Origin of the sequence: Modicisalibacter luteus DSM 23508 (genome assembly GCF_000378505.1) — a bacterium.
Classification (GTDB): Bacteria; Pseudomonadota; Gammaproteobacteria; order Pseudomonadales; family Halomonadaceae; genus Modicisalibacter; species Modicisalibacter luteus.
This window is the reverse complement of sequence record NZ_KB899998.1, coordinates 149,913-176,627: the sequence shown is the minus strand read 5'-3', so window position 1 is coordinate 176,627 and position 26,715 is coordinate 149,913. Positions and strand designations below refer to the sequence as shown.

Sequence of the window (26,715 nt, the reverse complement as noted above, 5' to 3'; positions counted from 1 at the left end):
GCACTCATGTTCAGGAAATGGATCGATCCAAACCAACGCCACCCCCTCACTCACGCAGCCAAGGGTTTGATGGCAGGCACCGTCCTGGCCGCCGGCCTGGGGCTGGCTTCCGCCGCTCAGGCCGCGGAGCTGCGCTTCGGCCACGGCGGCACCGAGGACACCGCCTATCAGGCCGGCGCCGAGAAGTTCAAGGAACTCATCGGTGAGAACACCGAAGGCGATATCGGCGTGACCATCATGGGCAATTCGGTCCTTGGTCACGAAACCGAGATGTTCGAGCAGCAGATGGCCGGCGCTCTGGATATGTCGATCATCAACCCCGGGCTGATTACCGACTTCTCGCATACCGCCAACGTCTTCTCGATTCCCTTCATGTATCGCGACGTCGATCACTGGCGCACCGTACTCGACGGTGACGTGGGCCGCGAGATCGCCGACCGTATCGAGGAGGAAACCGGCGTCAAGGTGCTGGCATTCTTCGGCGGCGGCAAGCGCCAGATTGTCAGCACGAGACCACTCGAAAGCCTGGATGACCTCAACGGCATGAAGCTGCGCACCAACCCCACCGAGCCGCTGATCGTGGCCTGGAAAGCGCTGGGCACCGAACCGACGGTCATGGCCTGGAAGGAGATCTATACCGGCCTCCAGCTTGGTGCGATCGACGGTCTGCTCAACGAGGCCGAGTGGATCCATCGCATGCGCTTCCACGAGGTGGCCCCGCATATCGGCCTGTCCGAGCACGACATCACCGTACGCCTGCTGACCATGTCGCAGATGAGCTGGGAGCAGCTCGACGACAGCCAGAAGGAGGCGGTGATGGCCGCTGCCCAGGAAGCCGCAAGCTATGCCCGTGACGTCCAGCTCAAGCAGGATGCCGAAGCCCTCGACACCCTTAAGGAAGAAGGCGCGACCCTGCACTCGCTGGACCGCGAGCGCATGAAGGAGATTGTTTCCGAACCGCTGCAGCAGGTCATCGACGACATGGAGCTCGGCGAGCTGCATCAGAAGATCGTTAACGCCGGTCAGTCCTGAGCCGGCGCGGGGTGCCCTAGCGGTGCCCCGCCCGCTTCATCTCCGACAAGGACACTGCCATGACCTCTCTTCTCACTGGTCTGTCTCGCCTCAATCGCGGGCTGGAGCGTATGCTCCACCTGGTGTTGCTGGCGTTACTGATGGGCTTCATCGTGCTGATCATCTACCAGATCGTCAGCCGTAACCTGCCTATCCTGCCTCGGCTCTACTGGACGGAAGAGTTCAGCCGCTTCGCCTTCCAGTGGATGATCATGCTGGGCACTGCCATCGGTGTGTATCACGCCGATCATTTTGTACTCGAAGCCTTTCCCCGCGGCACACGCCCTGACATGGCCACTCGGCTTTTCCGCGACCTGGCCTGCCTCGCCGTCGGTGTGATCTTCATTTATTACGGCAAGGATTTCGCAATATCCGGACTAAGGCGCAAGGCCACCGCCTCGAAGTTGCCGATGATCTACGTCTATTCGGTGTTCGTTACCAGCGGCGTGTTCATCGTGCTGTTCAGTCTCGAGCGCCTGCTATACACCGCCCTGCATGGCATGAACGCCATGGAGAAGGCCCTGAATACCCCCAACGAGTTGGATGAAATCGCCCATATCGATGATGACCGGCTCGACACTATCGAAAAGAGAACGACGCCATGATGCCGATGGATTGGATCTTCGTCCTGCCCTGGCTGCTTTTCGTCCTGCTCGGCGTGCTGATCATTGCCGGCGTTCCCATCGCCATGTCGCTGGTTCTGACAGCATTCAGCGTGATCCTACTCGACCCGCGCCTGACCTTCTGGGTCATGTTCCAGCGCATGTACAACGGCATGGACTCCTTCGTGCTGCTCGCCGTGCCGCTGTTCCTGCTGGCCGGCAACCTGATGAACTCGGCACATATCACTGACCGCCTGATCACCCTGTGTATGCGCCTGGTAGGCCATTTCAAGGGCGCCCTGGCGCATGTCAACGTCATGGTCAGCATGCTGTTCGCCGGCGTTTCTGGATCGTCTACCGCCGACAGTGCCGGGGTGGGTACGGTGCTGATTCCAGCCATGAAACGTGAGGGTTACCCTACGCACTTCGCCGTTGCCGTCACTGCCGCCTCGTCAGTGATGGGGATCATCATTCCGCCCTCGATCAACATGATTGTGTGGGGTGCGCTGACCAATACATCCATCGCTGGGCTGTTTCTCGGCGGCATCGTGCCCGGATTGATGATCGGCATCGCCCAGTTGCTGCTCAATATTGTCTATGTTCGTCGCTACGATGTGCCGGTCCGCCAGCGCGCCTCCTTCTCGCAACTGATGAGTTCCAGCAAGGACGGCCTGCTCGCGGCGGGCATTCCCATCGTCATCATCGGGGGCATCACCCTGGGGCTGGTCACGCCCACCGAGGCGGCAGTCATCGCGGTACTCTACGCCATGTTGCTGGGCTTCTTCGTCTACCGTGAACTGACCATCAAGCATGTGCTGGAAGCCTCGACCAGTACCGTCCGGCTGTGTTCACTGTCGCTGTTCAGCCTGGTGGGCGCGGCGATCTTCGGTTATCTGATCAGCTTCTATCAGATCCCGCCCAAGCTGATGGCCGGGGTCAACATTACCGATCCGGTTCTGCTACTGATCATCATGGCCGCCGTCATGCTGCTGATCGGCACCTTTATGGATTCACTGCCGGCCATGGCGATCCTGGCGCCAATCTTCCAGCCATTGGCCATGCAGGCCGGCGTCCACCCGGTGCAGTTCGGTGTCATTGGCGTCATGGCGCTGGGCCTGGGTCTGATCACTCCGCCCTACGGCCTGTGCCTGATGATCTCCGCCAAGATCGGGGGCATTCCGCTGCTCAAGGCCCTGGGCACCACCCTGCTCTACCTGGCTGTCATGCTGGCCGTCATCGTGCTGTTGGTCTTCTTCCCGCAGTTGATTCTCGCCGTGCCACGCTGGCTGACGCCGGACTTCGTCTGAGGCCTGCCTTTCTGCGGCCCGGGCTGTCACGCCCGGGCCGCCAGTCCTGCAACGCGAAGTTGCCGTACGACTTTCGGTCTAGATATGAGAAGCATGACGAGATAAGCTATGCTGTTAGAGAACACTGTTCGGAAAGTTCGTTAAATTTACCCTCAATACTGGGCTTTGCCCGCCGATAAAAGAAAAACAAGGCCCATAAGCTCAAGAAAGACCGTAAGAGGTCACCATGTCACAACCCCTGTGTTTGTTGTTCGACTGTGACGGAACGCTCGTAGACAGCGAACCCCTGCTCGGCCAGGTCATGGCCGACGTCCTGCCCCGTGCCGGCCTGCCCTTTTCTACCCAGCAATACATGGAAGAGTTTCGGGGCGTGCGCTTCATGAACATCGTCGCCGAGCTCGAGCGTCGCCATGGCGCCCTGGACGATGCCATCCGTGCCGAAGCAGAAACCGAAATGCGCAGCACCATGGCCGAACGCATGAAGCATGAGCTTCAGGTCATCCCCAACGTGCGAGAAACACTGGAACTGCTCGCCGAGCATCCGCGCTGCGTGGCGTCCAACGGCCCCGAGCACAAGATCCGCACCGCCCTGGACAGCACTGGGCTGCGCTCGTATTTCGAAGACCGGCTGTTCAGTGCCTATACCCTGAACGCCTGGAAGCCGGAGCCGTTTCTGTTCCTGCACGCCGCGCGTAGCATGGGCTACGAGCCCGATCAGTGCGTGGTGATCGACGACGCCGCCGTAGGTGTCACTGCCGGGCTGCGTGCCGGCATGCGCGTGATCCACATCAACCGGTTTGGCGAGTCGACACCTCAGGGCGCCATTCGCATGACCGACATGGCCCAGTTGCCGGGTATCGTGGCCAAACTGGACCAGCTCGAAGCGATCGCACGATGATTCCATTCTGACCCTCCCGTGGGGCTTCGCCGCCTGTCCCATGCTGCGCTATCATCGGCGTTCATTCGCTAGCGACAGGAGCCCCACATGGCGTCCCTTCAGGACCAGCTACGCGGCCTCGTCTACTCCACCGAGCACGGTGACACCTGCCCCGACTGCCGCCAGCCACTTGCCGAGTGCGAATGCGCCGACCGTGCCGAAGCCGAGCGTATTGCCGCGCTTGACGGCATCGTACGCATCCGCCGTGAAACCAGTGGCCGCAAGGGCAAGGGCGTGACCACCGTCAGCGGCGTCCCGTTGGTCGACGCCGAACTCAAGGCGCTCGCCAAGGACCTCAAGAAACGCTGCGGCACCGGAGGCGCCGTCAAGGATGGTGTGATCGAGATACAGGGCGATCACCGCCAGGTTCTCAAGTCCGAACTCGAGTCCCGTGGTTACACCGTGAAACTTGCCGGCGGTTGAGCCGTTCTCTTATTCCGGGGCTCAGCCCGGCGAAATCAGGAAATCCAGACATGCCGTTTCGTGTTCGCAGGTTCACTTTCGTCATTGCCCTTACGCTGGCCTTCGCCCTGATGGCCGGCCTTGGTGCCTGTGCGAGCGGGCCGAACTTCTCGACCCTCGAGGCTCGCGTCGTCAGTGATGTACCGCTCGATCTGCCGCCCGATGCCGAACTCAGCGTACGACTGGAAAACGTCAGCCAGGCCGGCGCCAATCTGGTCGCGGAAGCCAGCTACGTTCGCCTTGGTGACGGCCCCATTCCAGTCATGGTGCATTACGACGCCGGCGCCATCGATGAGAACGATGCCTACGTACTGCGCGCCGATATTCGCGCCGACGACCGCCTGCTCTATACCACGACCGATCCCGTGCCCGTGCTGACCGGCGACGCACCGGACAGCAATGTAAGCCTTCGCGTCGAGCACATCGATCATTAGTGACTTAACTTGTCAGTCGGTCAGTAGCCGGCCACGCTTGTGTTCGTTGATCATCAATGACATGAAGCGAGACAAGACATGCAGACCCTGCAAATTGCGGATACCGGCATCAGTGCCTCACGCATCGGCCTGGGTACCTGGGCCATGGGCGGACGAGAGTGGGGCGGCACCGACGATGCCCAGGCCATTCGCACCATTCATGCCGCCATCGACCGGGGAATTACCCTGATCGATACCGCGCCGGCCTATGGCTTCGGCCATGCCGAGGAAGTCCTCGGCAAAGCGATCGCCGAGTCGGACCAGCGCAACCACCTGGTCATTGCCACCAAGGTGGCGCTGGAATGGGGCGAGGGCATCGCCGCTGTTGTACGTAACGCCACGCAAGCACGGATCGAGAAGGAAGTTGAGGATTCGCTGCGCCGGCTGGGCGTCGAGGCCATCGACTTGTATCAGGTGCACTGGCCCGATCCCAAGGCGCCGATGGAGGAAACCGCGCGCACCATGGAGCGGCTCTATCGCGACGGCAAGATCCGCGCGATCGGCGTCAGCAACTTCTCACCCGAACAGTGCGACGCCTTTCGTGACGTCGCGCCCCTGCATACCGTCCAGCCCCCGCTGAACCTGTTCGAACGCGAGGCGGAGCGCAACATCGTCCCTTACGCCAAGCGCGAGGGACTGGCCATGCTGACCTACGGCGCGCTGTGTCGCGGCCTGCTGTCAGGCAAGATGCATCGCGACTCCGCCTTTAACGGCGACGACCTGCGCAACAAGGATCCCAAGTTCCAGCAACCGCGTTTTGATCAGTATTTGGCGGCAGTGGACGCCTTGGATCGCTTCGTCCAGGAGCGTCATGGCAAGCGTGTCCTGGCGTTGGCCGTACGCTGGCTGCTCGACCGTCACGACAACGGCATCGCCCTATGGGGTGCACGCCGCCCGGATCAGGTCGACCCCGTCGCAGACATCATCGACTGGCAGCTTTCCGATGGGGATATTAGCGAGATCGAGCGCATCGTTGACGAGCACGTCAAGGACCCGGTGGGCCCGGAGTTCATGGCGCCGCCCACTCGTGATGTGTAAGGTTCATTCGCCCTGAAACGACAACGCCCGGCCTGATAGGCCGGGCGTTGTTTTAACTGGCAACTCAGAAGGTATATTCGATACCTACGACGGCCACCGGATAGACGCTGAGTTCATCTGCTTCGTCCTGGAGGTCATCCTCTTCCTGCTGAATATCGCGCTGTAGCTGCGGATCGTTGGCTGCACCAGTCGCGCTGAGATTCACTTCAGCATCGGTGAAGAAGACACCGACCTGGCTGAACACGCCCAGGCCACTCTTGTGGCTGCCGCGCCACCCCAGGCCCAGGTAGGGCTGGATGGAATCGGCAAGCGTCACTTCCCCATGCACGCTGCCAACTCGAGAAGACGTATAAGTGTTACCGTTAAATTCATAGCTCTGGCCCGCCTTGGGACGACCCACCACGCTCATGGCGATGTCCGGGCGCATAGCGCCGGCGGACAGGAAGAAACGCCCCGCAAACGGGAAGTAATCCAGCGTCAGGCCGTACACGTCGACATCGAACTCGCCTTCGTAGTTAGCGTCGTCGGTCTCGTAATCCAGGCCGTCGTAAGAAAAACCGCTGTAGCCGGCAGTCACGGCCAGGTTGTCGTGGAAACGGTAGCTTACGCTGCCGCCATAACCCGTAGTACCGACGCCGGCACCTACCGACCAGTTATCAGCGGCCAGCGCGCCGGCTGGAATACTCAGCGCAACCAGCGCGCCCGCCAGTACGGCATGATTGATGAATCGCATCGTTTTCCCTGTCGTGATGTCGTTATCGAAATCGCTCCCTCTGAAGCGATAACTGCACTAACGGCATCCTTGGGAGAAACTTGAATCACTTCATCATCACAGCCGCGCGACCAATTGCTCCAGTGTCGACCCCACCGGGGCCTCGACCTTGAGGGCGTAGAGATCGTCGGCACGGGTACGCCCCAGGTTCAGGCAGGCGATGGGCTTGCCGTCACGTGACGCCTGGCGGGCAAAACGGTAACCGGAGTAGACCATTAGCGACGAGCCGACGACCAGCAACGCATCGGCGTCAGCCAGAGCAGCGAATGTCGCATCGACACGCGCGCGCGGCACGTTATCGCCAAAGAACACCACGTCGGGCTTGAGTACGCCATCGCCGCAGCGCGTGCAGTCGAGAACGCGAAAGGTCGAGAAATCCAGGCCATCAAGATCGGCATCGCCATCGGGGCCCACCGCGGCATTGAGATCGAGCCAGGAGGGGTTGATGGCAGCCAGCTCAGCATGCAAGTCGTAGCGCATGCGCTGGCTGCCACACCCCATGCAGCGTACCATCTCGGCACGCCCATGCAGGTCGATCACCCGACGCGAACCTGCACGCTGGTGCAGGCCATCCACGTTCTGGGTCACCAGGGCCGTCACATGGCCCAGTGCTTCCAGACGTGCCAGGGCATGGTGGGCAGGTCCTGGCCGTGCCTCCTCGATGGCTCGAAAGCCGATCAGGCTGCGTGCCCAGTAGCGCTGACGCGTCGCCAGACTACTCATGAATGCCTGATGCTGTACCGGCGGCTTGCGCTTCCACTCGCCACGCGTGTCGCGATAATCGGGTATACCGCATTCGGTACTCACCCCGGCCCCGGTCAGCACCATCAGGCGGGGGTATTGCTGAAGGAAATCGTACAGCGCCTGGCTGCCAGCGCCCGGCAAGGCGACGGGAGCACCCTGTGGCGCAAAATCATTGGTCGAGAGCATGCAGATCGATACCGGCTGTGTCACGGAGCAAACGGTCGTGGACGCACCTTGCGCCCGGCATCTTGAGACCACAATAACCTAGGCTAGTTTAACCCATAGTGTGCATGGCTCCCGCCGCGCCCCTTGGTTAAAATGAGCGTTCGGTTCACCCTCGGGCAAGGACACGTGATGGCCTGGCTGGAATACCTGTTACCACTGATCTTCCTGGCCCCGCTCGGGGCCGCCACGGTCGTCGTCCTGGCCCTGCGCAACCTGCATGATGCCCGGGTGCGCTCGCCGTTCGACGCCCACATGCTGCGTGAGCCCGGTCAGACGCTACGCGACCGGCTCGACCGAGCCTTCGCCCGTCTGTTCCTCAATGGCGCGCTGGGCCCCATCGCCGTGCTCACGCCGATGGTCTACGGTATGGGTCGCATGCTGTTCGCGCCGCATCAGAACTGGCTGGAGTGGATGATCTACGGCCTGCTGACCACGTTGTTGGCGCTGCTGTTCAGCTTCCTGCTGATGCGCGACTACCAGCATATTCAGCGCATCAAGCTCGGCCTGGCTTGCGAACTGGCCGTCGGCCAGGAACTCGCGCGCCTGATCCGCCCCGAGGCCCACCCCTATTTCGTCTTTCACGATATTCCCAGCGACACGTTCACCATCGATCATGTCGCACTGACGCCTTATGGCGTGTTCGTGATCGAGACCCGAGCACGCACCCAGCCGCTGAGCCCAGACGGCGAGCCTCAGCGCACGGTAGCGATAGAAAGCGAGCGCCTGCGTTTTCCCGGTTGGAGCGAGCGCCAGCCACTGCGCAAGACTCGTCAGGCAGTTCGCTGGATGCGCCAATGGCTGGCCCGAGAACATGGCCTCGATGTACCGGTGCGAGGCGTGCTGGTGCTGCCGGGCTGGCATATCGATAACGAGCAATCGCCCGACGACCTGTTAGTGGTCAGCGGCGAGGGCCTGGCCAAGCTACTCGCCGAGGCGCGGCTCGGCGAACTCGATGACGCCACGCATGACCGCATTGCCCGAGCCCTGGAGCACCGCGGGGAATTGCTCGACAACCGCCAGCTCGAGCGGCCGTCGGTCTAACCGCTCATCACGGGAATGCTCACCCGAGGCGCACAGCGCCCTCGCCGCAGCGACACCAGGCTATCCGCCTGCGGAAAGCCTGCCAGCCGCTCGGCATCGATACCGATACGCACCTCGGTCAGCACACGATTGCCGCGACCGTTGCATTGCAGGCTCAACGCCCGCCCGGTATTTTCACCGAACGCCGCTTCGAACGCCTGGATCAGGGCATTGCGCGGCACGTCGCTACCGCGGTGGATCATCACGTAGTCAACGAAAGCGCTGGCATTGACGACATCCAGCAGGTCGACCGCGGTCTCGTAGTAGTCCTCGGCGGGCAGCGACAGGCAGGCGGCATGCTTGGCGTACTCATAGCGATCCAGGCAACTGGCGCGTCCCGGCATGGCATGGTCGAGCTCGTCATCCAGCGAGTCCTCGAAATCGAACGGCGCGTGAGCGCGACAGAAGCCGCCATCGGCACGCGGCCGTTCGAGAAAGCAGCCCTGCGACCACCAGCGCTGGCGCGTCACACCCTTATCGGCGAAGCGCTCGGGCAGCGATGGCCACAGACCATGCAACACGAAGCCTTCATCGGCACTTTCACGCAACGACGGCTCCCGGCATTCGCGGGGCGGGCTTCCCTGGGTCTGGCAAAAGCCGGGATGCCAAGTCAGCGCCAGCGTGTAGTGATCGAACCCCTCGGCCTCAAGAGGTTCAACGGCAGCTGCCGGCCCTACGAATAGGCAGCCCAACACCAGGACCAGACAAGCCTTCACGGCGCTTTTCCCGTGTGTCACCCCCATGATTCCCTCTCCCTTATCGCCTCACGCAATGCTCGTCACCCCTTCAAAAAAGTCGCATGGCAGGGGCTTGCCGAGGAAGTAATGCCGGCTATAATCCGCCGCGTCGTAGCTATTCAGGAGACGGCGATTTCGCCATCCGCTGCCGATGAATATCGTCTCATTCGATGCATTTCGCACCCTGGGCCTGCCTGGCGTCCGCTACATCAAGCCCGAACGCATGTACGAACATCTCGACGATATCCAACGTGCCGACTGGGTGCTGTTTCCCGAATACTGGCAAGTCCATACCCTGGTCTATGCGCTCAAGAAGCGCATTTTCCCCAGCCTCGCCAGCTATCACCTGGGCCATGACAAGGTCGAACAGACCCGTGCCTTCATGGCCCTGTGCCCTGAGCATGTTCCTCCTACCGAGATCCGTGCCAGCACGCGTGACAACATTGAGCTGATTGACCGCCGTTTCGCTTATCCCATGATCGCCAAGCGTATCAAGAGCTCGATGGGTGAAGGCGTGTCGTTGATCGAGAATCGGGCCCAGCTCGAACGCCACGCCGAGGCGGAAACGGTGCTCTACATTCAGGAGCGCTTGCCCATCGACCGAGACCTGCGCATCGTCCTGGTCGGTGAAGAGGTGCTCACTGCTTACTGGCGAGTCACACCGCTGGGCGGCTACCGTTCCAACGTCAACCAGGGCGGCCAGGTGGACTACGACGCCATTCCCGACGAGGCCATCGCCCTGGCACGACGCCTGGCCAGGGAACTGGGCATCAACCATGCCGGCTTCGACATTGCCATGGCCTGGGGTCACCCCTTCGTCTTCGAATTCAACCGCCTGTTCGGCAATCAGGGCATTCCCGACAGTTCCCGGCGGCTGGGCCAGGCCATTCTGCGAACCCTGCAACGCGAAGACGACATGGGTCCCGGCAGCCGTCCGCCGTTCGGCCTGACCGGCTAGGTCATTCGCCCTTGAGGCGCCCGCCCATCTCCTGAGCCAGATCGACTGCGTAGTGGTCGGTCATGCCGCCGATGAAGTCGAGCATGCGCCGGTAACTGTCGTAGAGGTTCCATGAGGGGCGCGGCGTGTTCTCGCCTATCAACGCCAGCACGCGCTGATGCTTGAACGACGAGCTGCCGTGGTAATGCAACTCATGGGCCGCCCCAATGAAGGCCTCAAGCAGAATGCCCAGTGTGGTGTAGGCGCCAATCTCCAGCTTGGCCTTGCGCTCATTCTGGAAGATGCGCTCACGGGCCAGCTGCTTGGCGGCCTGCACGCCCCAGCCCAGATCGGGATGGCAAAGCTCCAGCAGGTCTTCCTGCAACGCGCCGTTGAGCACTTCCTGCTCATGCTGGACGAATACCTCGCCCACCTCGTTGACCGCCCGCTCCATCGCCGCACCACGCAGCGTCGCGATGCGCCGGCGCTGCGACACGCCATCCTGTTCCATGCGGGGATATTCCGGTGGCTCGCCGCCGGCGATCTGGGTGAGTACCTCCGCCACTTCGTCATAGCGCAGAATGCCCATTTCCAGGCCATCCTCGAGATCCAGCAGCGCATAGCAGATGTCGTCGGCCGCCTCGACCAGGTAAGCCAGCGGATGGCGACACCACGCCGATTCGCCGCGTGCGCAAAGGCCCAGCCGCTCGGCAACCTCGACGAGCATGTGCTTTTCCGACTGGTAGGCACCGAACTTGCCCATCTTGCCGCCGTGCTCCACCGTCCACGGATATTTCAGCATCGTGCCCAGCGTCGCGTAGGTCAGGCGCATGCCGCCCCGGAACTGGTTGTATTCGATCTGCGTGACGATGCGGAAGCCCTGCGCGTTGCCCTCGTAGGTGAGCAAGTCGGCGCGCTGGGTGTCGGTCAACCCCTCCAATAATCCGCTGCCGTCCTTCTCGGCGCGCTTGAACCAGTCGCGGATGGCGTATTCCCCGGCATGGCCAAACGGTGGATTGCCGATGTCATGCCCCAGACACGCCGCCTGAATGATCACTCCCAGGTCAGCCGGGGTGATCCACGCCGGCAACCGTTCACGCAGCCCCTCGCCGACGATCATTCCCAGGCTGCGTCCCACACACCCCACCTCCAGCGAATGGGTCAACCGGGTGTGGATATGATCGTTGTCGGTCAGCGGGTGGACCTGAGTCTTGCGACCCAGCCGCCGGAACGAGCCGGCGAACACGATACGGTCGTGGTCCTTGTGGAACGGGCTGCGCCCGATCTCATCCCGCGAGCCGCGGGGCTTGTCGTTGAGGCGATGCGGGTCGAGCAAGCGCTCCCAATGCATCTGCGTCATGAAGCATCCTCAGTCGGGGCGCGAAAGCGCGGTGACGAATGGTGGGGATAGTTTACGTCACACGAACGCTAAATGTAGGGTTCGTCAGGTCCGCTTCCGGCCATGAGCAGACATTAAGCCAGAGTAGATATAACGCTGGCGTAACGGGCCGATTTGTGGAGCGGCAGCGGAACAAAGCGGTCCCGTTGACGCACTTGTTCTGCTTTATTCATAGGTTTCGATGGGCAATTCAATATTAGCGTCGAGCTCAGCTACGGCTGACGTGAGTTCTGCCGTCTTTATACCCGCATGGAACGGCATACCTGACTGAGTTGTATTTTCTTCGAGAGACTCAGTCACAATTCCAACTACATGCCCAGATTCTGAAATAATCGGCCCACCGCTATTCCCGGGCCGAGCGACCGCAGAATAGAGGAAAACTTTATCTCCCGAAAACATTGTAACTTCTGGATTCGTCACCTCTCCCCGCTGCATTACCAGGGACGGTTCTGTGGACAACGGAATACGAGGATAGCCAAGGGTATACACCCCCTCTGAGATTAACGGGTCTCTAAACCCCATCCCCGGTAAGATTGGCAGTTCATTGTCAGATCGAATTATTGCAACATCCTTCGATTCGTGGCTGATGATGCCAGCTACGTTGTATGTTGTGTTGCTGGCTCTCTGGCAATGATCTATCTTCATTCCATTGGCAACATGTGCACAGGTCAGAATATGGGTTGGGGAGATAATTATTCCTGTCCCAGCGTGTACATCACCTGCAGGAGTAACCCCTGTAATTTGAACTGTAATATCCGAATAGGCAAATAGTACAAGCTCTGGGCCAAGCGCAGGCGCAAGCCACAAAAAACCTTTCTTTTCGATGTTGGTAAACTCGCGCATGCAGTAGTACGCGGGGCCGCTGGTCGGGTTCTTTCCTAGGCCGTAGAAAGTTAAAAGTTGTGCTCTCTCAAGGTCTGATAACAGCTTTCGAATAAGATAGATGTAACGATCTGCACCCGGTAGCTTTTCAGTTATCTCAAGATACCGAATAAAATCGTATCCATCGAAAGGTTCTATTCGTCCTTTTTCTAGAGTAATTCCAAGAACTTTGCAGTTTTCCCGGTAAGAAAGCGGCTGGAAAAATTTGATCGCCGACAGTGCTAAATCCAGACTTTCCCTGAAGTTAAGGGGTGCAAGCTTGGCATACCTTGATTTACGATCGCTCATTTCAGAAGTTTTACCTTATATGCAGAACGACAAACGAAGCGGCGCGTATCACGCGTCCGCCTTCCGTGACTTGTTATAAACCTAGCATTCAATTAAATGGTCTTTGTGGTCAATGTACATTTCGATATTCTCAAAAATCCATTTTCTAGTACTACTTGATCCTCGTCCATTTCTTTCACGGAGGCGAGCTTTCCACTGCCCGAAAAATATATACTCTTTTTCTATATCAATATGCTTTAGCAATGACGAATTCTTGAGCACTATCTGAGGCACGGGCTTTCTCACTATTCCATTCTCATCAGGCTCTATGAACGGCGAGTTCAGCTCGACAACATGGAAATTAAACTTTTCATTCGGGCTCCTTATTTCGTTAATGCGCCCTGATATGGCAAGCGGCATAGTAAAATCATCGGCGCCGTGTACCTGAACGAAGCGCTCTAAGTTCTCATGATCGAAGTAAAAGTTTTCCCACGTAACTTTCTTGGATTTGAGCTTTAAAGTAACTAGCTTTTTCAGTTCTTGGTTATCTTCGCATAGGGCTCTAAGCTCCAGCACTTGACGCAGGGTTTTCAAGTAGTTGCTGAGCTTGCCTTTGTTTGAGTATTGTTTATTTTGCTCTCCACTTCCGCCCCAGCCCTTTCCTTTAGTTTCGATGTTGCTATTTTTTAATTCCCATAGAGCCTTTATTAAAATGTGAAGCCTAAACTCATATTTAGAGTTCGATATCGCAGAAAAGACCTCTGACTCAGAGTCTTTTGCAATTATCTTGAGCTGCCCTCCAATATTGTATCTGCAGCTTAAATCATGGTCTTCATTTTTTTTGAGCCGAAAACATGGGGCAATTTCGATAGTTTTCTTTGCATAGCGTCTGTCATGGCGTTTAACGAATGAGAGTTGCGCATCGCACCCAGGTGAGCAACAAAAAACGTCGCCGAACGGTTTTTTTTCATAATTCAGAGCCGTGGTCTTTTTACCAGAGACCAATTTGGCTTCAGGGATTTTGCTACCCACCGAACACCTCCCTAGGTTTATAACGCCCGCCACACGGGCAAAGTTGAAGCGCAGCGTAAACTTTGTCCCCGTGCTGGCGATTGTTATGCATCTTCGTCTGGAACATTCAGGTCTGCTGAAGCAAGAGGATGGCTTTCCGAATTGAAGAAATATAGTTCCTTCCCTTTCAGGTCTAAGGTTAGCCGAGATTTCAGGGCAATAATTTCCTCTACATCTTGGTGCGGCCAAACACCGATTGCGACTTTACTGGAATCGCTCTGCAGGATCGCATCGATAATGTGCTGGTCATAATCTTTATGCAAAGAATGCCCAATCACTACCAATTCATTCTTGCTGCTTGCAAGCTTTTCGTAACAAAAGCGGAGATAGTCGTTCCGCTTAATCCGCGACAGCTTCCATTTAGAGCTGCCTTCGGTGATAAATAGAGGAAACTGCTCTGGGTGGTCTAAATCGAAGAGTTCTGATAGCCGGTTCAGACCATTGGCGGTTAGTTTTTTAGTCTTTCCATTCGGAAGCTCTACGAGGTGGATAGCGCCATGTAGGTAATGGAGTTTTGTTCTGTCTGCGGGAACAGCTGTATCAGATGAGTCAAAGCAACCACCTTCCCCCCAGAAATAATCTTTAAATCTCCATGTATCGGAGTCCATGATTGCCCAATAAGGGATCAGGTCATAGTTCGTGGTAAAAACATTCTTGTAATCCCTAAGCCTTGCATTAATTTCAGCGACGTTAGCAAGTGCTGGCGGTATGTGGGCAAAGTTGACAGCTGAACCCAAGGCATTCTTAGCGCTTTCGTATAGAGCTGTAATCTCGGCATCTTGAAGGCTACCAAGCTGCTCATCTACGAGCTTCGCGTGATACAGGATTCTCAAAACATCTTCAAAGTTAGCGCTGCCAACATGCTCAAAGAGGGCAAGACTTTGCGCAGTGAGTTGATGGTCTATATCTTCCCTCTGAGCAACCTCAAACAGTGTTCCATACCCAAATCGATTCCAGATATTGATACTAAAACCATTTCCAAGAAGCAGGTTTTTCCACTCCAACTCAGATAGCTCGTCCCATTCAACTAAGTTTTCGTCAATTTTAATCTCTGGCATCGATGCCCCTTTCCGAGAAACCATAAAATGCATAACAGATATTAGACAGCGCGCTCGTTTATTGACTTGAACGTGCTTGCGGCCGTCCTCGGACCATCCGCTTTGGGTCGTCATCAGACATTAACATATGCACAGCATTGAGCCACCCTACCCCCAAAGGCTCTCATGCGATAAGTAAATTTAGGCTTGGAACCTAGCTAAGTAGCGTATGCGTGGCTCTAGAATGCTTATCAACATCCTCTCCCGTAGTACCATTACCCACTTGCCTCCAACCCCCTCCGGTGTAGTTAAACTGCAACGACCTGTGCGGCTAATGGCGCTTTGTGGGGCATCTTGCCCTGGCCCATAGCGAAACCACGGCGCAGGGCAGTGATCGCTATCTCGACTCGTAGGCCTAACGCCCGGCTACAACCTGAGCGCCATGCATTGCATTGACCCAGGCGCCAGGAGCAAAGGTCTTGGAACGTTTAGTGATGCGTGGGACAAAATGTACCAAAGCCAATGTTTCTAATCGTCATGTTATATCTCATACCTCGTAAGTAATAAATGACAGTAGTGTCGGTGTGTCACGGTTTGCTTACGCTTGTCCACGTTGGCCAGTATCGAGCCGCATCAGCTCGCATATCCCTTTTCTCCGGCTTGCGATCCCATGGGTTAGCTCGGCATTATCCCGTAAGCGGCCATGCCAGCCATTGTCTTGCCATTCCAGAGGAATCCCAATGTCACCTGTCTTTCTACGTCTCAAGGAAGTTGGCTCACCTACTATCGGCTTAGGCTGCATGAACTTCTCCCACGGTTACGGAAGCCCAGTGCCTGAGTCCCAAGCACTTCGGGCGTTGGATGCAGCCTTCGACATGGGTTATCGCCACTTCGATACAGCCACTCTCTACGGGGCTACGGCCAACGAGACCTTGCTGGGCAAGGCGCTAAGGAACAAGCGAGACCAGGTTCTGCTCGCCAGTAAGTGTGGTATGTACATCGATCCTGACCTCGGTAAGAAAGTTATTGATGGGCGCCCCGAGACAATACGGCTTCAGTGCGAGGCGAGCCTTCTACGCCTTCGGACCGACCATCTGGATATCTATTACCTGCACCGCCTGGATCGCCAGGTTCCCATCGAGGAGAGTGTTGGCGCGCTGGGGCGCTTAGTGGAGGAAGGCAAGATACGGGGTGTCGGGCTTTCCGAGGTTTCAGCGACGACGCTGCGCCGAGCCCAGGCTGAACATGCCATCGCGGCGGTACAGTCCGAATATTCTCTATGGACGCGTAACCCTGAAATAGCCCTGATCCAGGCATGTCGAGAGTTGGGCACGGCACTAGTGGCTTTCAGCCCGTTGGGGAGAGGCTTTCTGACGGGAACCATCCGCGATGCCGCGAGCCTCGCTGAGGGCGACATGCGTCGAGGAATGCCGCGCTTTAACGAAGAGAACTACCCCAGGAACCTGAGCCTGTTGGAAGATTTTCTAGCCATAGCGAACGAATTGGGCGTTACGCCCGGCCAACTCGCCCTCGCCTGGCTAAAAGCTCAGGGAGATGATGTCATTCCCATCCCTGGCTCTCGTGACATCGAGCATATGCGGGAGAACTTGGCGGCGGACTCCCTTCATCTGGATTTGGAGACCGTGACTCGACTGAACGCAATGATGACCCCAGACCAAGTGGCCGGAGGCCGGTATAGCGAGGCCCAGCAGGCAGACATCGACTCCGAGGAGTTTGCTTCGTGATTCTGCCCTTTGCGAACTGAGAGTTCTCTTGGTGTGGCCTACGGCCCAATCGAAGGCGGCAACCACCCATATAACCTTGGCCAAAACCGAAGCTCAGATAAAAGTTACTGACGCCTTCCAAAACAAATCGCCCCGCATACGCGGGGCGACAGCAAGACTATCTTTCTGTCCGGCTCAAAACTCAGCCCACTCTTCCTCTTGTTCCACTGCCTTCTTGGCTGGCACGACTGGCTTTTTGGCCTTGGATTGAGGTTGAGGCAATGCCTGTGCCTGAGAAGAATGCATCGCCTTGGCCGACTCCGCGATCCGGAACGTGGCGATCAGGTTGGCGAGTTGCTGCGCCTGCTCTTCCAGCGATGCGGCCGCCGCGCTGGTTTGCTCGACCAGTGAGGCATTCTGCTGGGTCACGGAATCCATCTGGGTGATGGCGACGTTGATCTGCTCGATGCCGCTGTTCTGCTCGCGGGTTGCCGAAGAAATTTCGGACATGAGCTTGGAAACCTGACGAATCGAGGTAACCGTCTCGTTGATGGTTTCTCCGCTGCGCTCGGCCTGCTGGGCACCGGTTTCGATCTGGGCGGTCGTCGCTTCGATCAGGGCACGAATTTCTTTGGCGGATGCCGCACTGCGGCTGGCCAGTGAGCGGACTTCGCTGGCCACCACGGCAAAGCCACGGCCCTGTTCGCCGGCACGCGCCGCTTCGACAGAAGCATTCAAGGCCAGGATATTGGTCTGGAAGGCGATCGAGTCGATAACCGAGATGATGTCATTGACCTTGCGAGCGCTCGCGGCGATCTCGCGCATCAGTGTGACAGTCTGCTGCACTTCCTGCCCGCCATTCTCGGCAGCCTGAGATGCCAGCCCTGACAACCGGTCGGCCTCAAGGGCAGAGTCCGTGCTATGACGCACCGTTGAGGTCATCTGCTCCATGCTGGATGCGGTTTCCTGCAGCGCGGCGGCCTGCTCTTCGGTACGCGACGACAGGTCCTGACTGCCGGAGGCGATCTCGCCCGCCCCGGTGAATACGCTATCGCTATTGCTACGCAGTGATTTCACCAGCGTGGTCAGCTTTTCCTGCATGCCCTTCAGGCCGGCATACAACTGGCCGATTTCGTTGGTGCCGCGGTCTTCAACATTTCCGGTCAGATCGCCCTTGGCAATCGTGTCGAAATGAGTCAATGCATCGTTCAGCGGTCGGATCACGATTCGGATCAGCCCGACTCGCAGTAGGATCGCGGCGCCCAGCGCCAAGATGAGCAGTACGATTCCGGTAATTTCAACGAAATGGCTTGTGCGATCGGTCTCGGCAATCAGCTCCTGACCGCGCGTTTCGGCGTAATGAATGAACTCTTTTACCGCTTCGTCCAACGCAGTGGAGTGCTCGGCAAGATCGCCCAACGCCATGCGGATCTCAAAACGGTCGGGGTTATCGGCCAACAGCGGCTCCATCGTGTCGATTACCAATGCCTGGTATGCGGTTTTGATGGCATCCACATAGGGATCGCGACGGCTATCTTCGCCCAGTTTGATAGCCTCGAAAGCCGCGAAGCGTGCTTTCGCTTTTTCCAGTGCCTGCCTTGCATCGCCCGGTAGCCTTTGAAACTCTGGGTCATCCATGCTCACCATGCTGGCAGCATACTTCTCCAGCATGACTCGGGAACGCAAAATGTTGACCTGCGCACGGTTGAGCGTGTTGCTCTGCTTGACGTTGATTTCTGCCAATTCGCTAATCGACTTGGCACTGATACTATTTGAATAAAACCCCAAGCCACTGATGGTGGCACTCAGGGCAACTAGCAGTACGAGAGCTGCAGTCAGACTGTGCTTAATGGACCAGTTCTTCATCATCTACTCATTTCGTCGCTATGGGCCGGATAGCCTGGGGAACGGTGACCCGTTGGGACTATCGGCAGGTCAGACGAAAGGTGTAGAGAAAAATCACACTGACAGGAAATATTGCGGCAAAGAAAGCAAATAGCCAGTCGAGTGATTCATCCTCAGTAGCAATGAGCCATCGAGGCTTGTCGCTGCGAAATATGATGTTTTCATTGTTATACACAGCTCAGCGAAGGAATGTTTCGTTGTTGCTTATCTGTCGATGACTTTAGTCCCGTTTGACGCCCTCCTCCTCTCGCTTCTACGTTGCAGTTAATTACTCTCCATGCCGTGTAGGGCTTTGCCTGTACGGCATCCTGCCGTGGCGTTCGTCAGGGTCTGCCGATGAGCGCGGCGCAGGCAAGCAGCAGGCGGAGCCGGCCTGCCTCATCGCAACGATGTCCTTGCACCCCTTGGAAGTCTGGAGAAAGGGTCTCTCATGACACATCTACATCGCTTGATCCCGCTCTGTGCCGCTGCTCTGCCCTTCACGGCGGTGGCAGCCCCAGAAAACCTGAACGACTGGCAGAATCAACGCAGCGATCCCTCAACAGCATGGACGATGACTCAATTGCTGGGCGACGACGTGATCGCAGGCGAGAATACCGAGGTCGGCGAAGTCGCTGACGTGATCCTTGATGCTCAGGGAAACATTCAGTCGCTGCTGGTCTATTCCAACGGCAACCAGGTGGAACGCGGCTTTCGTACTGTCGAGTGGCCGGTAAAGCTCTTCGAGCCCGCGGATGCCCTGCTATCGATCAACCAGACATCTCAGGAATTCGGCAACCAGCAAATCACCCGCTCCCCACAGGAGTTGTTCGACCAGAACCGGCTCAGCGCCAGCTCCCTGCTGGGCATGGGCGTGCAGGTCGGCGGTTCGGCCTATGCGGAGGTCGAGGACCTGGTCGTGAACGATCAGGGCCAAGTGACCAGCGCCATCATCGACCCGGACGGCCTGGAAACCGACAACTACTGGATTCCCACCGAGCTTGGCTGGGTCAGTCCCGAGTGGATGCTTGTCGTACCCTATTCACAGAGCAACATCGAACAGACCGGATCGTATCAGGGCAATATCGGCACCAGCGGCGGCAACGGCAACAGCACCGGTAACCGCAACAGCGGCAGCGGCAGCGGCAGCGGCAGCGGATCGTCTTGAGCGGCTCATTGCGTGCATGACGCCCTTAACGGCGAAAAAAACGGCAGCTGGAATCAGCTGCCGTTTTTTCTTATCAGCATTCGCGCTATGGCTTAGCCACCGTAGACGTCGTCCACGCTGGTCAGCGGATAGTGCGAGGGATACGGACGACGGGCGACGCCAGTATCGACAGCAGCCTGAGCCACGGCGGACGAAACACGATCCAGCAGGCGCGCGTCCATCGGCGTGGGGATGATATAGCCACGGCCGAATTCCAGGGCGTCGACCTCGTAGGCCTCGAGGACTTCCTGCGGTACCGGCTCACGGGCCAGGTCCTTGAGCGCATGCACAGCGGCGACTTTCATTTCCTCGTTGATGCGAGTGGCACGAACGTCCAATGCACCGCGGAAGATGAACGGGAAACCGAGTACGTTATTGACCTGATTGGGGTAGTCGGAACGACCAGTCGCCATGATCACGTCGGGGCGCGCTTCGTTGGCCACGTCCGGGTGGATCTCGGGGTCCGGGTTGGAGCAGGCGAAGACCACCGGGTTGTCGGCCATTTTCTTGAGCTGCTCGGCGCTCAGCAGGTTGGGACCGGACAGACCAATGAATACGTCAGCACCTTCGATGACTTCGTCCAGCGTGCGCAGCTCGGTCTCGGTGGCAAACATCGCCTTGTACTGGTTGAGATCATCACGGCCGCTGTGAATGACGCCCTTGCGGTCGAGCATGTAGATGTTCTCGGCCTTGGCGCCGCAAGATACCAGCAGCTTCATGCAGGCGATGGCGGCAGAGCCGGCACCCAGGCAGACGATTCGCGCGTCTTCGATCTTCTTCTCGGCGATATCCAGTGCGTTGAGCATACCGGCCGCGGTCACGATGGCGGTACCGTGCTGGTCGTCGTGGAAGACGGGGATATTGCACTGTTCAATCAGCGCGCGTTCGATCTCGAAGCACTCCGGCGCCTTGATGTCCTCGAGGTTGATGCCACCCCAGGTATCGGCGATACGTGCCACGGTATCGATGAAGGCTTGAGGGCTCTCGGCGTTGACTTCGATATCGATGGAGTTGATACCGGCAAAGCGCTTGAACAGCAGCCCCTTGCCCTCCATGACCGGCTTGCTGGCCAGCGCGCCCAGGTTACCCAGGCCGAGGATGGCGCTACCGTCGGAGATGACCGCAACCAGATTGCCCTTGCCGGTATAGAGGTAGGCGTTTTCCGGGTCTTTGGCGATTTCGCGAACCGGCTCGGCAACCCCGGGGCTGTAAGCCAGAGCCAGGTGTTTGGCGGATGAGGTCGGCTTGGTGATTTCAACGGATAACTTGCCGGGAATCGGCTGGGAGTGGTAATCCAGAGCCGCCTGCTTTTTCGCGTCTGTCATGCGTCTAAATCCGGTATGATCTTTGAGAAGTCCGCCAAGAATATAGAAAAAAGCACAGCTGGACAACTTGATCCAAGTTACTGTCTTTCTTTGCTTTTAGCCGCTTGTTTGAAAACGTTTCCAGATATTCGCTGCAACTTATGCCTGTCACTTCCAGCATAAGTCGCAGCTTATTGCCGCCGAAACTCAGGCAATAAAAAACCCGCCACAAGGGCGGGTTTTTTGATCCAAGCGATAATTAGCCACGCTTGATAGCGGCACCGAAACGCTTGTTGAAACGCTCGACGCGGCCGCCGGTGGTCGCTTGCTTCTGCTTACCGGTGTAGAACGGGTGGCAGTTGGAGCAAACGTCCAGTGACAGGTCTTCGCCAGCGGTGCTGCCGACTGAATGAACAGCGCCACAGGAACAGGTCGCCGTGACCTTCTTGTATTCCGGATGGATACCTTGTTTCATCTTGATGCCTCACGAGTCGGTGTACCGCCACCTGATCCTGAATATGTTAGGTCAGGCACCGCACACGGGTTGAGTGAACCGGTTTCCTCCCACGGCGCGAACGTGCGGCGTCGTTCAGGAAGGCCGGGCATTATAGCAGAGCCATCAAGGGAGTCCAATTGCCTTCATCGCCCGCCATACCGTCCACGCCCAAGGTGCTGGGTGTTGCCGTTCCCACCCCGCTGCGCAAGCTGTTCGACTATCGCCCATGTCAACCGGGGCCGTCTGCCGGCTGGCAACCGGGCATGCGTGTCAGGGTGCCCCTTGGGCGTCGCGACGTCGTGGGCATCGTCGTCGAGTGTCGCGATACCAGCGATCTCGATCTCGCCTCGCTGAAACCGGTCAGCGCCTGTCTGGACAGCCAGCCATTACCGGCGGATTGGTTATGGCTGTGTCGCTTCACGGCGCGTTATTACCAGCATGCCCTCGGCGATACGCTGCATCAGGCAATGCCGGTACTGCTGCGCCAGGGCCGACCGCTGGAGGCGCGCACCCGGGAACGCTGGCAACTGACGGCCACCGGTCAGAGCAAAGACGCTGCCAGTCTAGGGCGGGCTCGCCGCCAGGCCGAACTGCTGGAATTGCTGCGTCAGCATCCGCGTGGCGTGGTGGGCTCGGTGATCAGCGCTCAGGGCTTCACCCGCGCCCAGCTCAAGGCGCTGGCCGAAAAGGGGCTGGCCGAGTGCCACGAGGAACCGCTCATGGCCTCGCCCGCCACGCCGGGCAGCGCGCTGCTCGCCGAGCCGGCACTCACATTGAATCGCGAGCAGGCCACGGCGCTGAGCGAGCTTCATCAAGGACTCAACCGCTACCATCCGTGCCTGTTGCAGGGAGTGACCGGCAGCGGCAAGACCGAAGTTTATCTGCAACTGATCGAGGCCATCGTCGCCCAGGGTCGCCAGGCGCTGGTGCTGGTACCGGAGATCGGCCTGACCCCGCAGACCCTGTCGCGCTTTCGCCGGCGCTTCCGGGTACCGGTGGTGGCGCTGCATTCAGGGCTGACCGATGCCGAGCGACTGGATGCCTGGGAGGCTGCCCGCGCCGGACGCGCACCCATCATCATCGGTACGCGCTCGGCGATCTTCACGCCGCTAGCCCGGCCCGGGGCGATCATCGTCGATGAGGAACACGACGGTTCTTACAAGCAGCAGGACAGCCTGCGCTACCATGCCCGCGACCTGGCTATCGCCCGCGCCCACAAACATGATATTCCGATCGTTCTCGGAAGTGCCACACCCTCGCTGGAAAGCCTGGTGCAGGCACGTGCCGGTCATTACCGCCACTTGCGCCTGACGCGCCGCGCCAGCTCGCATGCCCCGGCCCGCCTGGAGTTGATCGACCTGCGCGGTCGCTCGCGCCAGGGCGGGCTGATTCCACCGGTAATCGATGCCATCAAGGGGACGCTGGGGGCCGGTGGGCAGGTACTGGTATTCATCAACCGGCGCGGCTTCGCGCCTACGCTGGCCTGCCATAACTGCGGCTGGCTGGCAGAATGCGACTGGTGCGATGCACGCCTGACCCTGCACCGCCAGCCGCCGCAGCTGACCTGCCACCACTGCGAGCGACAGCGCAGTATTCCCGAGGCCTGCCCTGACTGTGGCAGCGCCGATCTGCGTCCATTGGGCACCGGTACCGAGCGCAGCGAAGAGAGCCTGGGCGAACTGTTTCCAGGTGTCTGCGTACACCGTATCGACCGTGACAGCACCCGGCGCAAGGATGCTTTCGAGAACACCCTGAACGAGATACGCCGTGGCGAGCCCTGCTTGTTGGTCGGCACCCAGATGCTCGCCAAGGGACACCATTTGCCGCATGTCACACTGGTGGTCGTGGTCAATGCCGACGCTGGCCTGTATGCCAGCGACTTCCGCGCCCTGGAGCACAGCGCCCAGCTGTTGATCCAGGTCGCCGGCCGCGCCGGCCGTGCGGAGCGACCGGGGCGCGTGCTGGTCCAGACCCTCCACCCCGACGATCCGCACCTGCGCCTGCTCGCCGAGAGCGGCTACGACGCGCTGGCCGAGAGTCTGCTCGAAGAACGGCGTATCGCCGGCCTTCCGCCCTATCGCCACATGGCCCTATTACGCCTTGAGAGCCCCCGCGAGGCTGACGGCCTGACACTGGCCGGCGAAGCGGCCACTGCCCTTCGCCAATGGCTGCCGGAACGCGGCCTGGCGGTGGACTGTCTGGGCCCGGTTCCTGCGCCGATGGAGCGCCGTCAAAACCGCTACCACGTGCAGGTGATGCTGTCTGCAGCCAAGCGCAGCCCGCTTCATGAGGCCTGTGCCTACCTGACCGGATGGATGGAGCAATCACCGCTGGCCCGGCGCGCCCGTTGGAATCTGGATATCGATCCACAATCGTTGAGCTGAAGCGTGAGTCGACAGAGGTTTAAAGCCGGGCCGCAATTGCCGATAATGAGCGGCCATGCTCGAAAGATGAGCGCCGAATTGACGCCGCTGCACCGCCGCGAGAGCCTCGTTCGCCACCCGCTCGCGCGCCGCCAGGGCCACAGGACAAGCACGCATATCCATGAAAGATACTATTTCCGCACTGCTCGAAGAGGCGCTGGCCTCGCTCAAGCAGCAGGGTCTCGTGCCCGATGACGTTTCTCCTTCCTTCAAGGTCGACCCGACCAAGGACAAGGCCCACGGCGACTACGCCAGCAACCTGGCACTGATGCTCGCCAAACCCGCTGGCAAGAAGCCCCGTGACGTGGCCGAGGCGCTGGTCCAGGCACTACCGGCCACCGACGCCGTGAGCAAGGTGGAGATCGCCGGCCCCGGTTTTCTCAACTTCTTTGCCGCCACCGATGCCGTGGCGCAGATCGTGCCTACCATCCTGAATACCGGCGATACCTTCGGCCGCAGTATGCGGGGCACTGGCGAGAAGGTGCAGGTGGAGTTCGTCTCCGCCAACCCCACCGGGCCGCTGCATGTCGGCCATGGCCGTGGCGCGGCGATTGGCGATTGTCTGTGCCGGCTGCTCGAGGCCACCGGTTATGACGTGACGCGCGAGTTCTACTACAACGACGCCGGTGCTCAGATCAGCAACCTGGCGCTATCGGTCCAGGCGCGCGCCAAGGGCCTGACGCCCGAGGACCCGAGTTGGCCCGCCGACGGCTACCGGGGCGACTACATTGTCGACGTGGCCAATAGCTATCTGGCCGGCGAGACCATCCATGCCGACGACCAGCATGTCACCGGTGCCGCCGATGCCGATGATCTCGAGGCGATCCGGCGTTTCGCCGTGGCCTACCTGCGCCGTGAGCAGGATCTGGATCTCAAGGCGTTCGGTGTCGAGTTTGATGTCTACTTTCTGGAATCCTCGCTGTACCGCGACGGCAAGGTCGAGCAGGCCGTGCAGCGCCTGATCGACAACGGCCACACCTACGAGCAGGATGGTGCCCTGTGGCTGCGCACTACCGATTTCGGTGACGACAAGGACCGGGTGATGCGCAAGACCGATGGTGGCTACACCTACTTCTTGCCCGACGTCGCCTACCACCTCGACAAGTGGCAGCGCGGTTTCAAGCAGGTCATCAACGAACAGGGCGCCGACCACCATTCCACGGTGACCCGCGTGCGCGCCGGCCTGCAGGCGCTGGAAGCCGATATCCCCCAGGGCTGGCCGGACTACGTGCTGCACCAGATGGTGCTGGTCACTCGCTCAGGCGAAGAAGTGAAGCTCTCCAAGCGTGCTGGCAGCTACGTTACCCTGCGCGACCTGATCGACGAGGTCGGCCGCGACGCTACCCGCTATTTCCTGGCAGCCCGGCGCGCCGACTCGCAGTTGACCTTCGACATCGACCTGGCACGTTCGCAGTCCAACGACAACCCGGTCTACTACGTGCAGTATGCCCACGCCCGTCTATGTAGCGTGATGCGCAAGGCCGAAACTGACGGCATGCCCTTCGATCGCGAACTCGGCTTCGCCAACCTGGCACAGCTCGAAGCGGATCAGGAAAAGGCGCTCATGAACCGTCTGGCGCGTTTCCCCGAGGTTGTCGAGCACGCCGCGCTCAACCGCGAACCGCAACAGGTCGCCCAATACCTGCAAGACCTCGCCGCCGATTTCCATACCTGTTACAACGCGGTCAAGGTCATGGTCGAGGATGACGCGCTGCGCAATGCGCGTCTCGCCCTGGGCCTGGCCACCCGCCAGGTGATTCGCAACGGCCTGGACCTGCTGGGCGTCAGCGCACCCGAGGAGATGTAAACCATGGCCCGCCGCAGCGCCTCGCAAAGCTCCAGCCGTCGTGCCCCACCCAAGGGTGCAACGACTCGCCGCGCCCCGCGCCAGAAGGAGCGGCGCAGCGTACCGGGCTGGCTATGGGGGCTTACCGGCCTGATCGCCGGTTTCGCGCTGTCGCAGTACCTGCAGGAAAGCGCGCCGCCGCTGGCTACCGTCGTACCCAAGCCGCCGAGCACCCAGCAGGCCAGCCAGCCATCGCAGGCGCCCGCAGGCGAGAAGCCGCCCGCGGCCGCCAGCGAGCCACGCATGCCGACCTTCGAGTTCTACACCTTGCTGCCGGAATCCGAGGTCATCGCGCCCAAGGTGGAGGATGTGCCGAGCACGCCGGCCACCACCGTTGTCGCCGATGTGGTCGAAGCCAGCGCGCCGGCCACGACAGCTGCCAAGAAGCCGGCCGCCCCGGCACCGTCCGAGAGCCAGGCGAGCTATATGCTGCAGGCCGCCTCCTTCAAGGAAGCGGCCGACGCCAAGCGGCTCGCCGGACGCCTGCAGGACTTCGGCCTGCTGGCCAAGATCACCGAGGTTAAGGCTCAGGGCAACCAGACCTGGCATCGCGTCCAGGTCGGCCCCTACAAGGACACCCGCGAACTCAATCGCGCCCAGGACCTGATGATGACCCAGGGTATCGAGCCCCTGCTGATCAAACTCCAGAATTGACGGTGACGCTACTCGCCAGCTTCGCGCCATGTTTAGGCATGGCCACCGCTTGATTTCCGGGCACCGTGCCCACACTTCCTGTCAATGATTCCGGATCGGGTGCGTGCCTCGTCGGCACGCACCCCCATTCATCGGG

The 26,715-nt window shown here is 59.3% G+C and carries 24 protein-coding genes; 14 read left to right on the top strand and 10 right to left on the bottom strand.

The genetic code is table 11. The features are described from left to right. The first annotated feature begins 6 nt into the window (after positions 1–6). From F568_RS0115560 to F568_RS0115530, 7 genes are all read left to right on the top strand, one after another. Entirely contained in the window at positions 7–1,032 is a 1,026-nt protein-coding gene (locus F568_RS0115560) for a TRAP transporter substrate-binding protein (RefSeq protein ID WP_019019679.1), read from the top strand. Positions 1,033–1,091: 59 nt separating this feature from the next. Then, positions 1,092–1,676, top strand: a complete 585-nt coding sequence (locus F568_RS0115555) for a TRAP transporter small permease (protein WP_019019678.1) — start codon at positions 1,092–1,094, stop codon at positions 1,674–1,676. Further along, positions 1,673–2,980, top strand: coding sequence for a TRAP transporter large permease (locus F568_RS0115550; protein ID WP_019019677.1), 1,308 nt, complete (start codon positions 1,673–1,675; stop codon positions 2,978–2,980). Before F568_RS0115555 ends, F568_RS0115550 begins: the two co-directional genes overlap by 4 nt. 226 nt (positions 2,981–3,206) lie before the next feature. Further along, on the top strand, positions 3,207–3,878 hold the full coding sequence (locus F568_RS0115545; RefSeq protein WP_019019676.1) for an HAD-IA family hydrolase: 672 nt from the start codon (positions 3,207–3,209) through the stop codon (positions 3,876–3,878). 87 nt (positions 3,879–3,965) lie between these two features. Continuing rightward, positions 3,966–4,340, top strand: coding sequence for a translation initiation factor Sui1 (locus F568_RS0115540; RefSeq protein ID WP_019019675.1), 375 nt, complete (start codon positions 3,966–3,968; stop codon positions 4,338–4,340). A 50-nt stretch (positions 4,341–4,390) separates the two neighbouring features. Continuing rightward, complete coding sequence (locus tag F568_RS23965) at positions 4,391–4,813, top strand: YbaY family lipoprotein (protein ID WP_019019674.1); 423 nt, start codon at positions 4,391–4,393, stop codon at positions 4,811–4,813. 78 nt (positions 4,814–4,891) lie between these two features. Continuing rightward, the gene (locus F568_RS0115530) at positions 4,892–5,890 is read left to right on the top strand and encodes an aldo/keto reductase (RefSeq protein ID WP_019019673.1); all 999 of its coding nucleotides are present in this window, start codon (positions 4,892–4,894) and stop codon (positions 5,888–5,890) included. Between the two features lie 64 nt (positions 5,891–5,954). On the opposite strand, the gene F568_RS23000 is transcribed toward F568_RS0115530, so the two are convergent. Both F568_RS23000 and F568_RS0115520 read right to left on the bottom strand, forming a co-directional pair. Beyond that, positions 5,955–6,623, bottom strand: coding sequence for a hypothetical protein (locus tag F568_RS23000; RefSeq protein ID WP_019019672.1), 669 nt, complete (start codon positions 6,621–6,623; stop codon positions 5,955–5,957). A 96-nt stretch (positions 6,624–6,719) separates the two neighbouring features. After that, positions 6,720–7,592: an NAD-dependent protein deacetylase gene (locus tag F568_RS0115520; protein ID WP_019019671.1), complete on the bottom strand. Its 873-nt coding sequence runs from the start codon at positions 7,590–7,592 to the stop codon at positions 6,720–6,722. 168 nt (positions 7,593–7,760) lie between these two features. Between F568_RS0115520 and F568_RS0115515 the strand changes: the two genes are divergently transcribed. Further along, positions 7,761–8,672 (top strand): nuclease-related domain-containing protein, encoded by a 912-nt coding sequence (locus tag F568_RS0115515; RefSeq protein ID WP_019019670.1) that lies wholly within the window; start codon positions 7,761–7,763, stop codon positions 8,670–8,672. Here the strand turns inward: F568_RS0115515 and F568_RS0115510 are convergent. Further along, positions 8,669–9,454, bottom strand: a complete 786-nt coding sequence (locus tag F568_RS0115510; protein ID WP_019019669.1) for a ribonuclease T2 family protein — start codon at positions 9,452–9,454, stop codon at positions 8,669–8,671. The two genes, F568_RS0115515 and F568_RS0115510, sit on opposite strands and share 4 nt — an antisense overlap. Before the next feature lie 145 nt (positions 9,455–9,599). Between F568_RS0115510 and F568_RS0115505 the strand changes: the two genes are divergently transcribed. Further along, positions 9,600–10,406 (top strand): ATP-grasp domain-containing protein, encoded by an 807-nt coding sequence (locus F568_RS0115505; RefSeq protein WP_019019668.1) that lies wholly within the window; start codon positions 9,600–9,602, stop codon positions 10,404–10,406. 1 nt (position 10,407) lies between these two features. Here F568_RS0115505 and F568_RS0115500 read toward each other — a convergent pair whose 3' ends face one another. The 4 genes from F568_RS0115500 to F568_RS0115485 form a co-directional block, all read right to left on the bottom strand. Further along, positions 10,408–11,745: a deoxyguanosinetriphosphate triphosphohydrolase gene (locus F568_RS0115500; protein ID WP_019019667.1), complete on the bottom strand. Its 1,338-nt coding sequence runs from the start codon at positions 11,743–11,745 to the stop codon at positions 10,408–10,410. A gap of 204 nt (positions 11,746–11,949) precedes the next feature. After that, positions 11,950–12,954: a S1 family peptidase gene (locus tag F568_RS0115495; RefSeq protein ID WP_019019666.1), complete on the bottom strand. Its 1,005-nt coding sequence runs from the start codon at positions 12,952–12,954 to the stop codon at positions 11,950–11,952. Between the two features lie 81 nt (positions 12,955–13,035). After that, entirely contained in the window at positions 13,036–13,965 is a 930-nt protein-coding gene (locus tag F568_RS0115490) for a hypothetical protein (RefSeq protein WP_019019665.1), read from the bottom strand. A gap of 83 nt (positions 13,966–14,048) precedes the next feature. After that, entirely contained in the window at positions 14,049–15,062 is a 1,014-nt protein-coding gene (locus tag F568_RS0115485) for a DUF4917 family protein (RefSeq protein WP_026300583.1), read from the bottom strand. A gap of 719 nt (positions 15,063–15,781) precedes the next feature. Here F568_RS0115485 and F568_RS0115480 point away from each other — a divergent pair. After that, positions 15,782–16,786: an aldo/keto reductase gene (locus F568_RS0115480; RefSeq protein ID WP_026300582.1), complete on the top strand. Its 1,005-nt coding sequence runs from the start codon at positions 15,782–15,784 to the stop codon at positions 16,784–16,786. A gap of 174 nt (positions 16,787–16,960) precedes the next feature. Here F568_RS0115480 and F568_RS0115475 read toward each other — a convergent pair whose 3' ends face one another. Beyond that, positions 16,961–18,631, bottom strand: a complete 1,671-nt coding sequence (locus F568_RS0115475; protein WP_019019662.1) for a methyl-accepting chemotaxis protein — start codon at positions 18,629–18,631, stop codon at positions 16,961–16,963. Between the two features lie 469 nt (positions 18,632–19,100). Between F568_RS0115475 and F568_RS0115470 the strand changes: the two genes are divergently transcribed. After that, positions 19,101–19,817 (top strand): PRC-barrel domain-containing protein, encoded by a 717-nt coding sequence (locus F568_RS0115470; protein WP_019019661.1) that lies wholly within the window; start codon positions 19,101–19,103, stop codon positions 19,815–19,817. Positions 19,818–19,909: 92 nt separating this feature from the next. Here the strand turns inward: F568_RS0115470 and F568_RS0115465 are convergent, their stop codons facing one another. Both F568_RS0115465 and rpmE read right to left on the bottom strand, forming a co-directional pair. Then, positions 19,910–21,181: a malic enzyme-like NAD(P)-binding protein gene (locus F568_RS0115465; protein WP_019019660.1), complete on the bottom strand. Its 1,272-nt coding sequence runs from the start codon at positions 21,179–21,181 to the stop codon at positions 19,910–19,912. Positions 21,182–21,419: 238 nt separating this feature from the next. Next, positions 21,420–21,635 carry a 50S ribosomal protein L31 gene (gene rpmE, locus F568_RS0115460; RefSeq protein WP_019019659.1) on the bottom strand — a complete coding sequence of 72 codons (216 nt, stop codon included), beginning with the start codon at positions 21,633–21,635 and terminating at the stop codon, positions 21,420–21,422. A gap of 158 nt (positions 21,636–21,793) precedes the next feature. Between rpmE and F568_RS0115455 the strand changes: the two genes are divergently transcribed. From F568_RS0115455 to F568_RS0115445, 3 genes are all read left to right on the top strand, one after another. Then, positions 21,794–24,040, top strand: a complete 2,247-nt coding sequence (locus F568_RS0115455; protein WP_019019658.1) for a primosomal protein N' — start codon at positions 21,794–21,796, stop codon at positions 24,038–24,040. A 160-nt stretch (positions 24,041–24,200) separates the two neighbouring features. Further along, positions 24,201–25,886, top strand: coding sequence for an arginine--tRNA ligase (argS, locus tag F568_RS0115450; RefSeq protein WP_019019657.1), 1,686 nt, complete (start codon positions 24,201–24,203; stop codon positions 25,884–25,886). A 3-nt stretch (positions 25,887–25,889) separates the two neighbouring features. After that, positions 25,890–26,579, top strand: a complete 690-nt coding sequence (locus tag F568_RS0115445; protein WP_019019656.1) for an SPOR domain-containing protein — start codon at positions 25,890–25,892, stop codon at positions 26,577–26,579. The last annotated feature ends 136 nt before the right edge of the window (positions 26,580–26,715 follow it).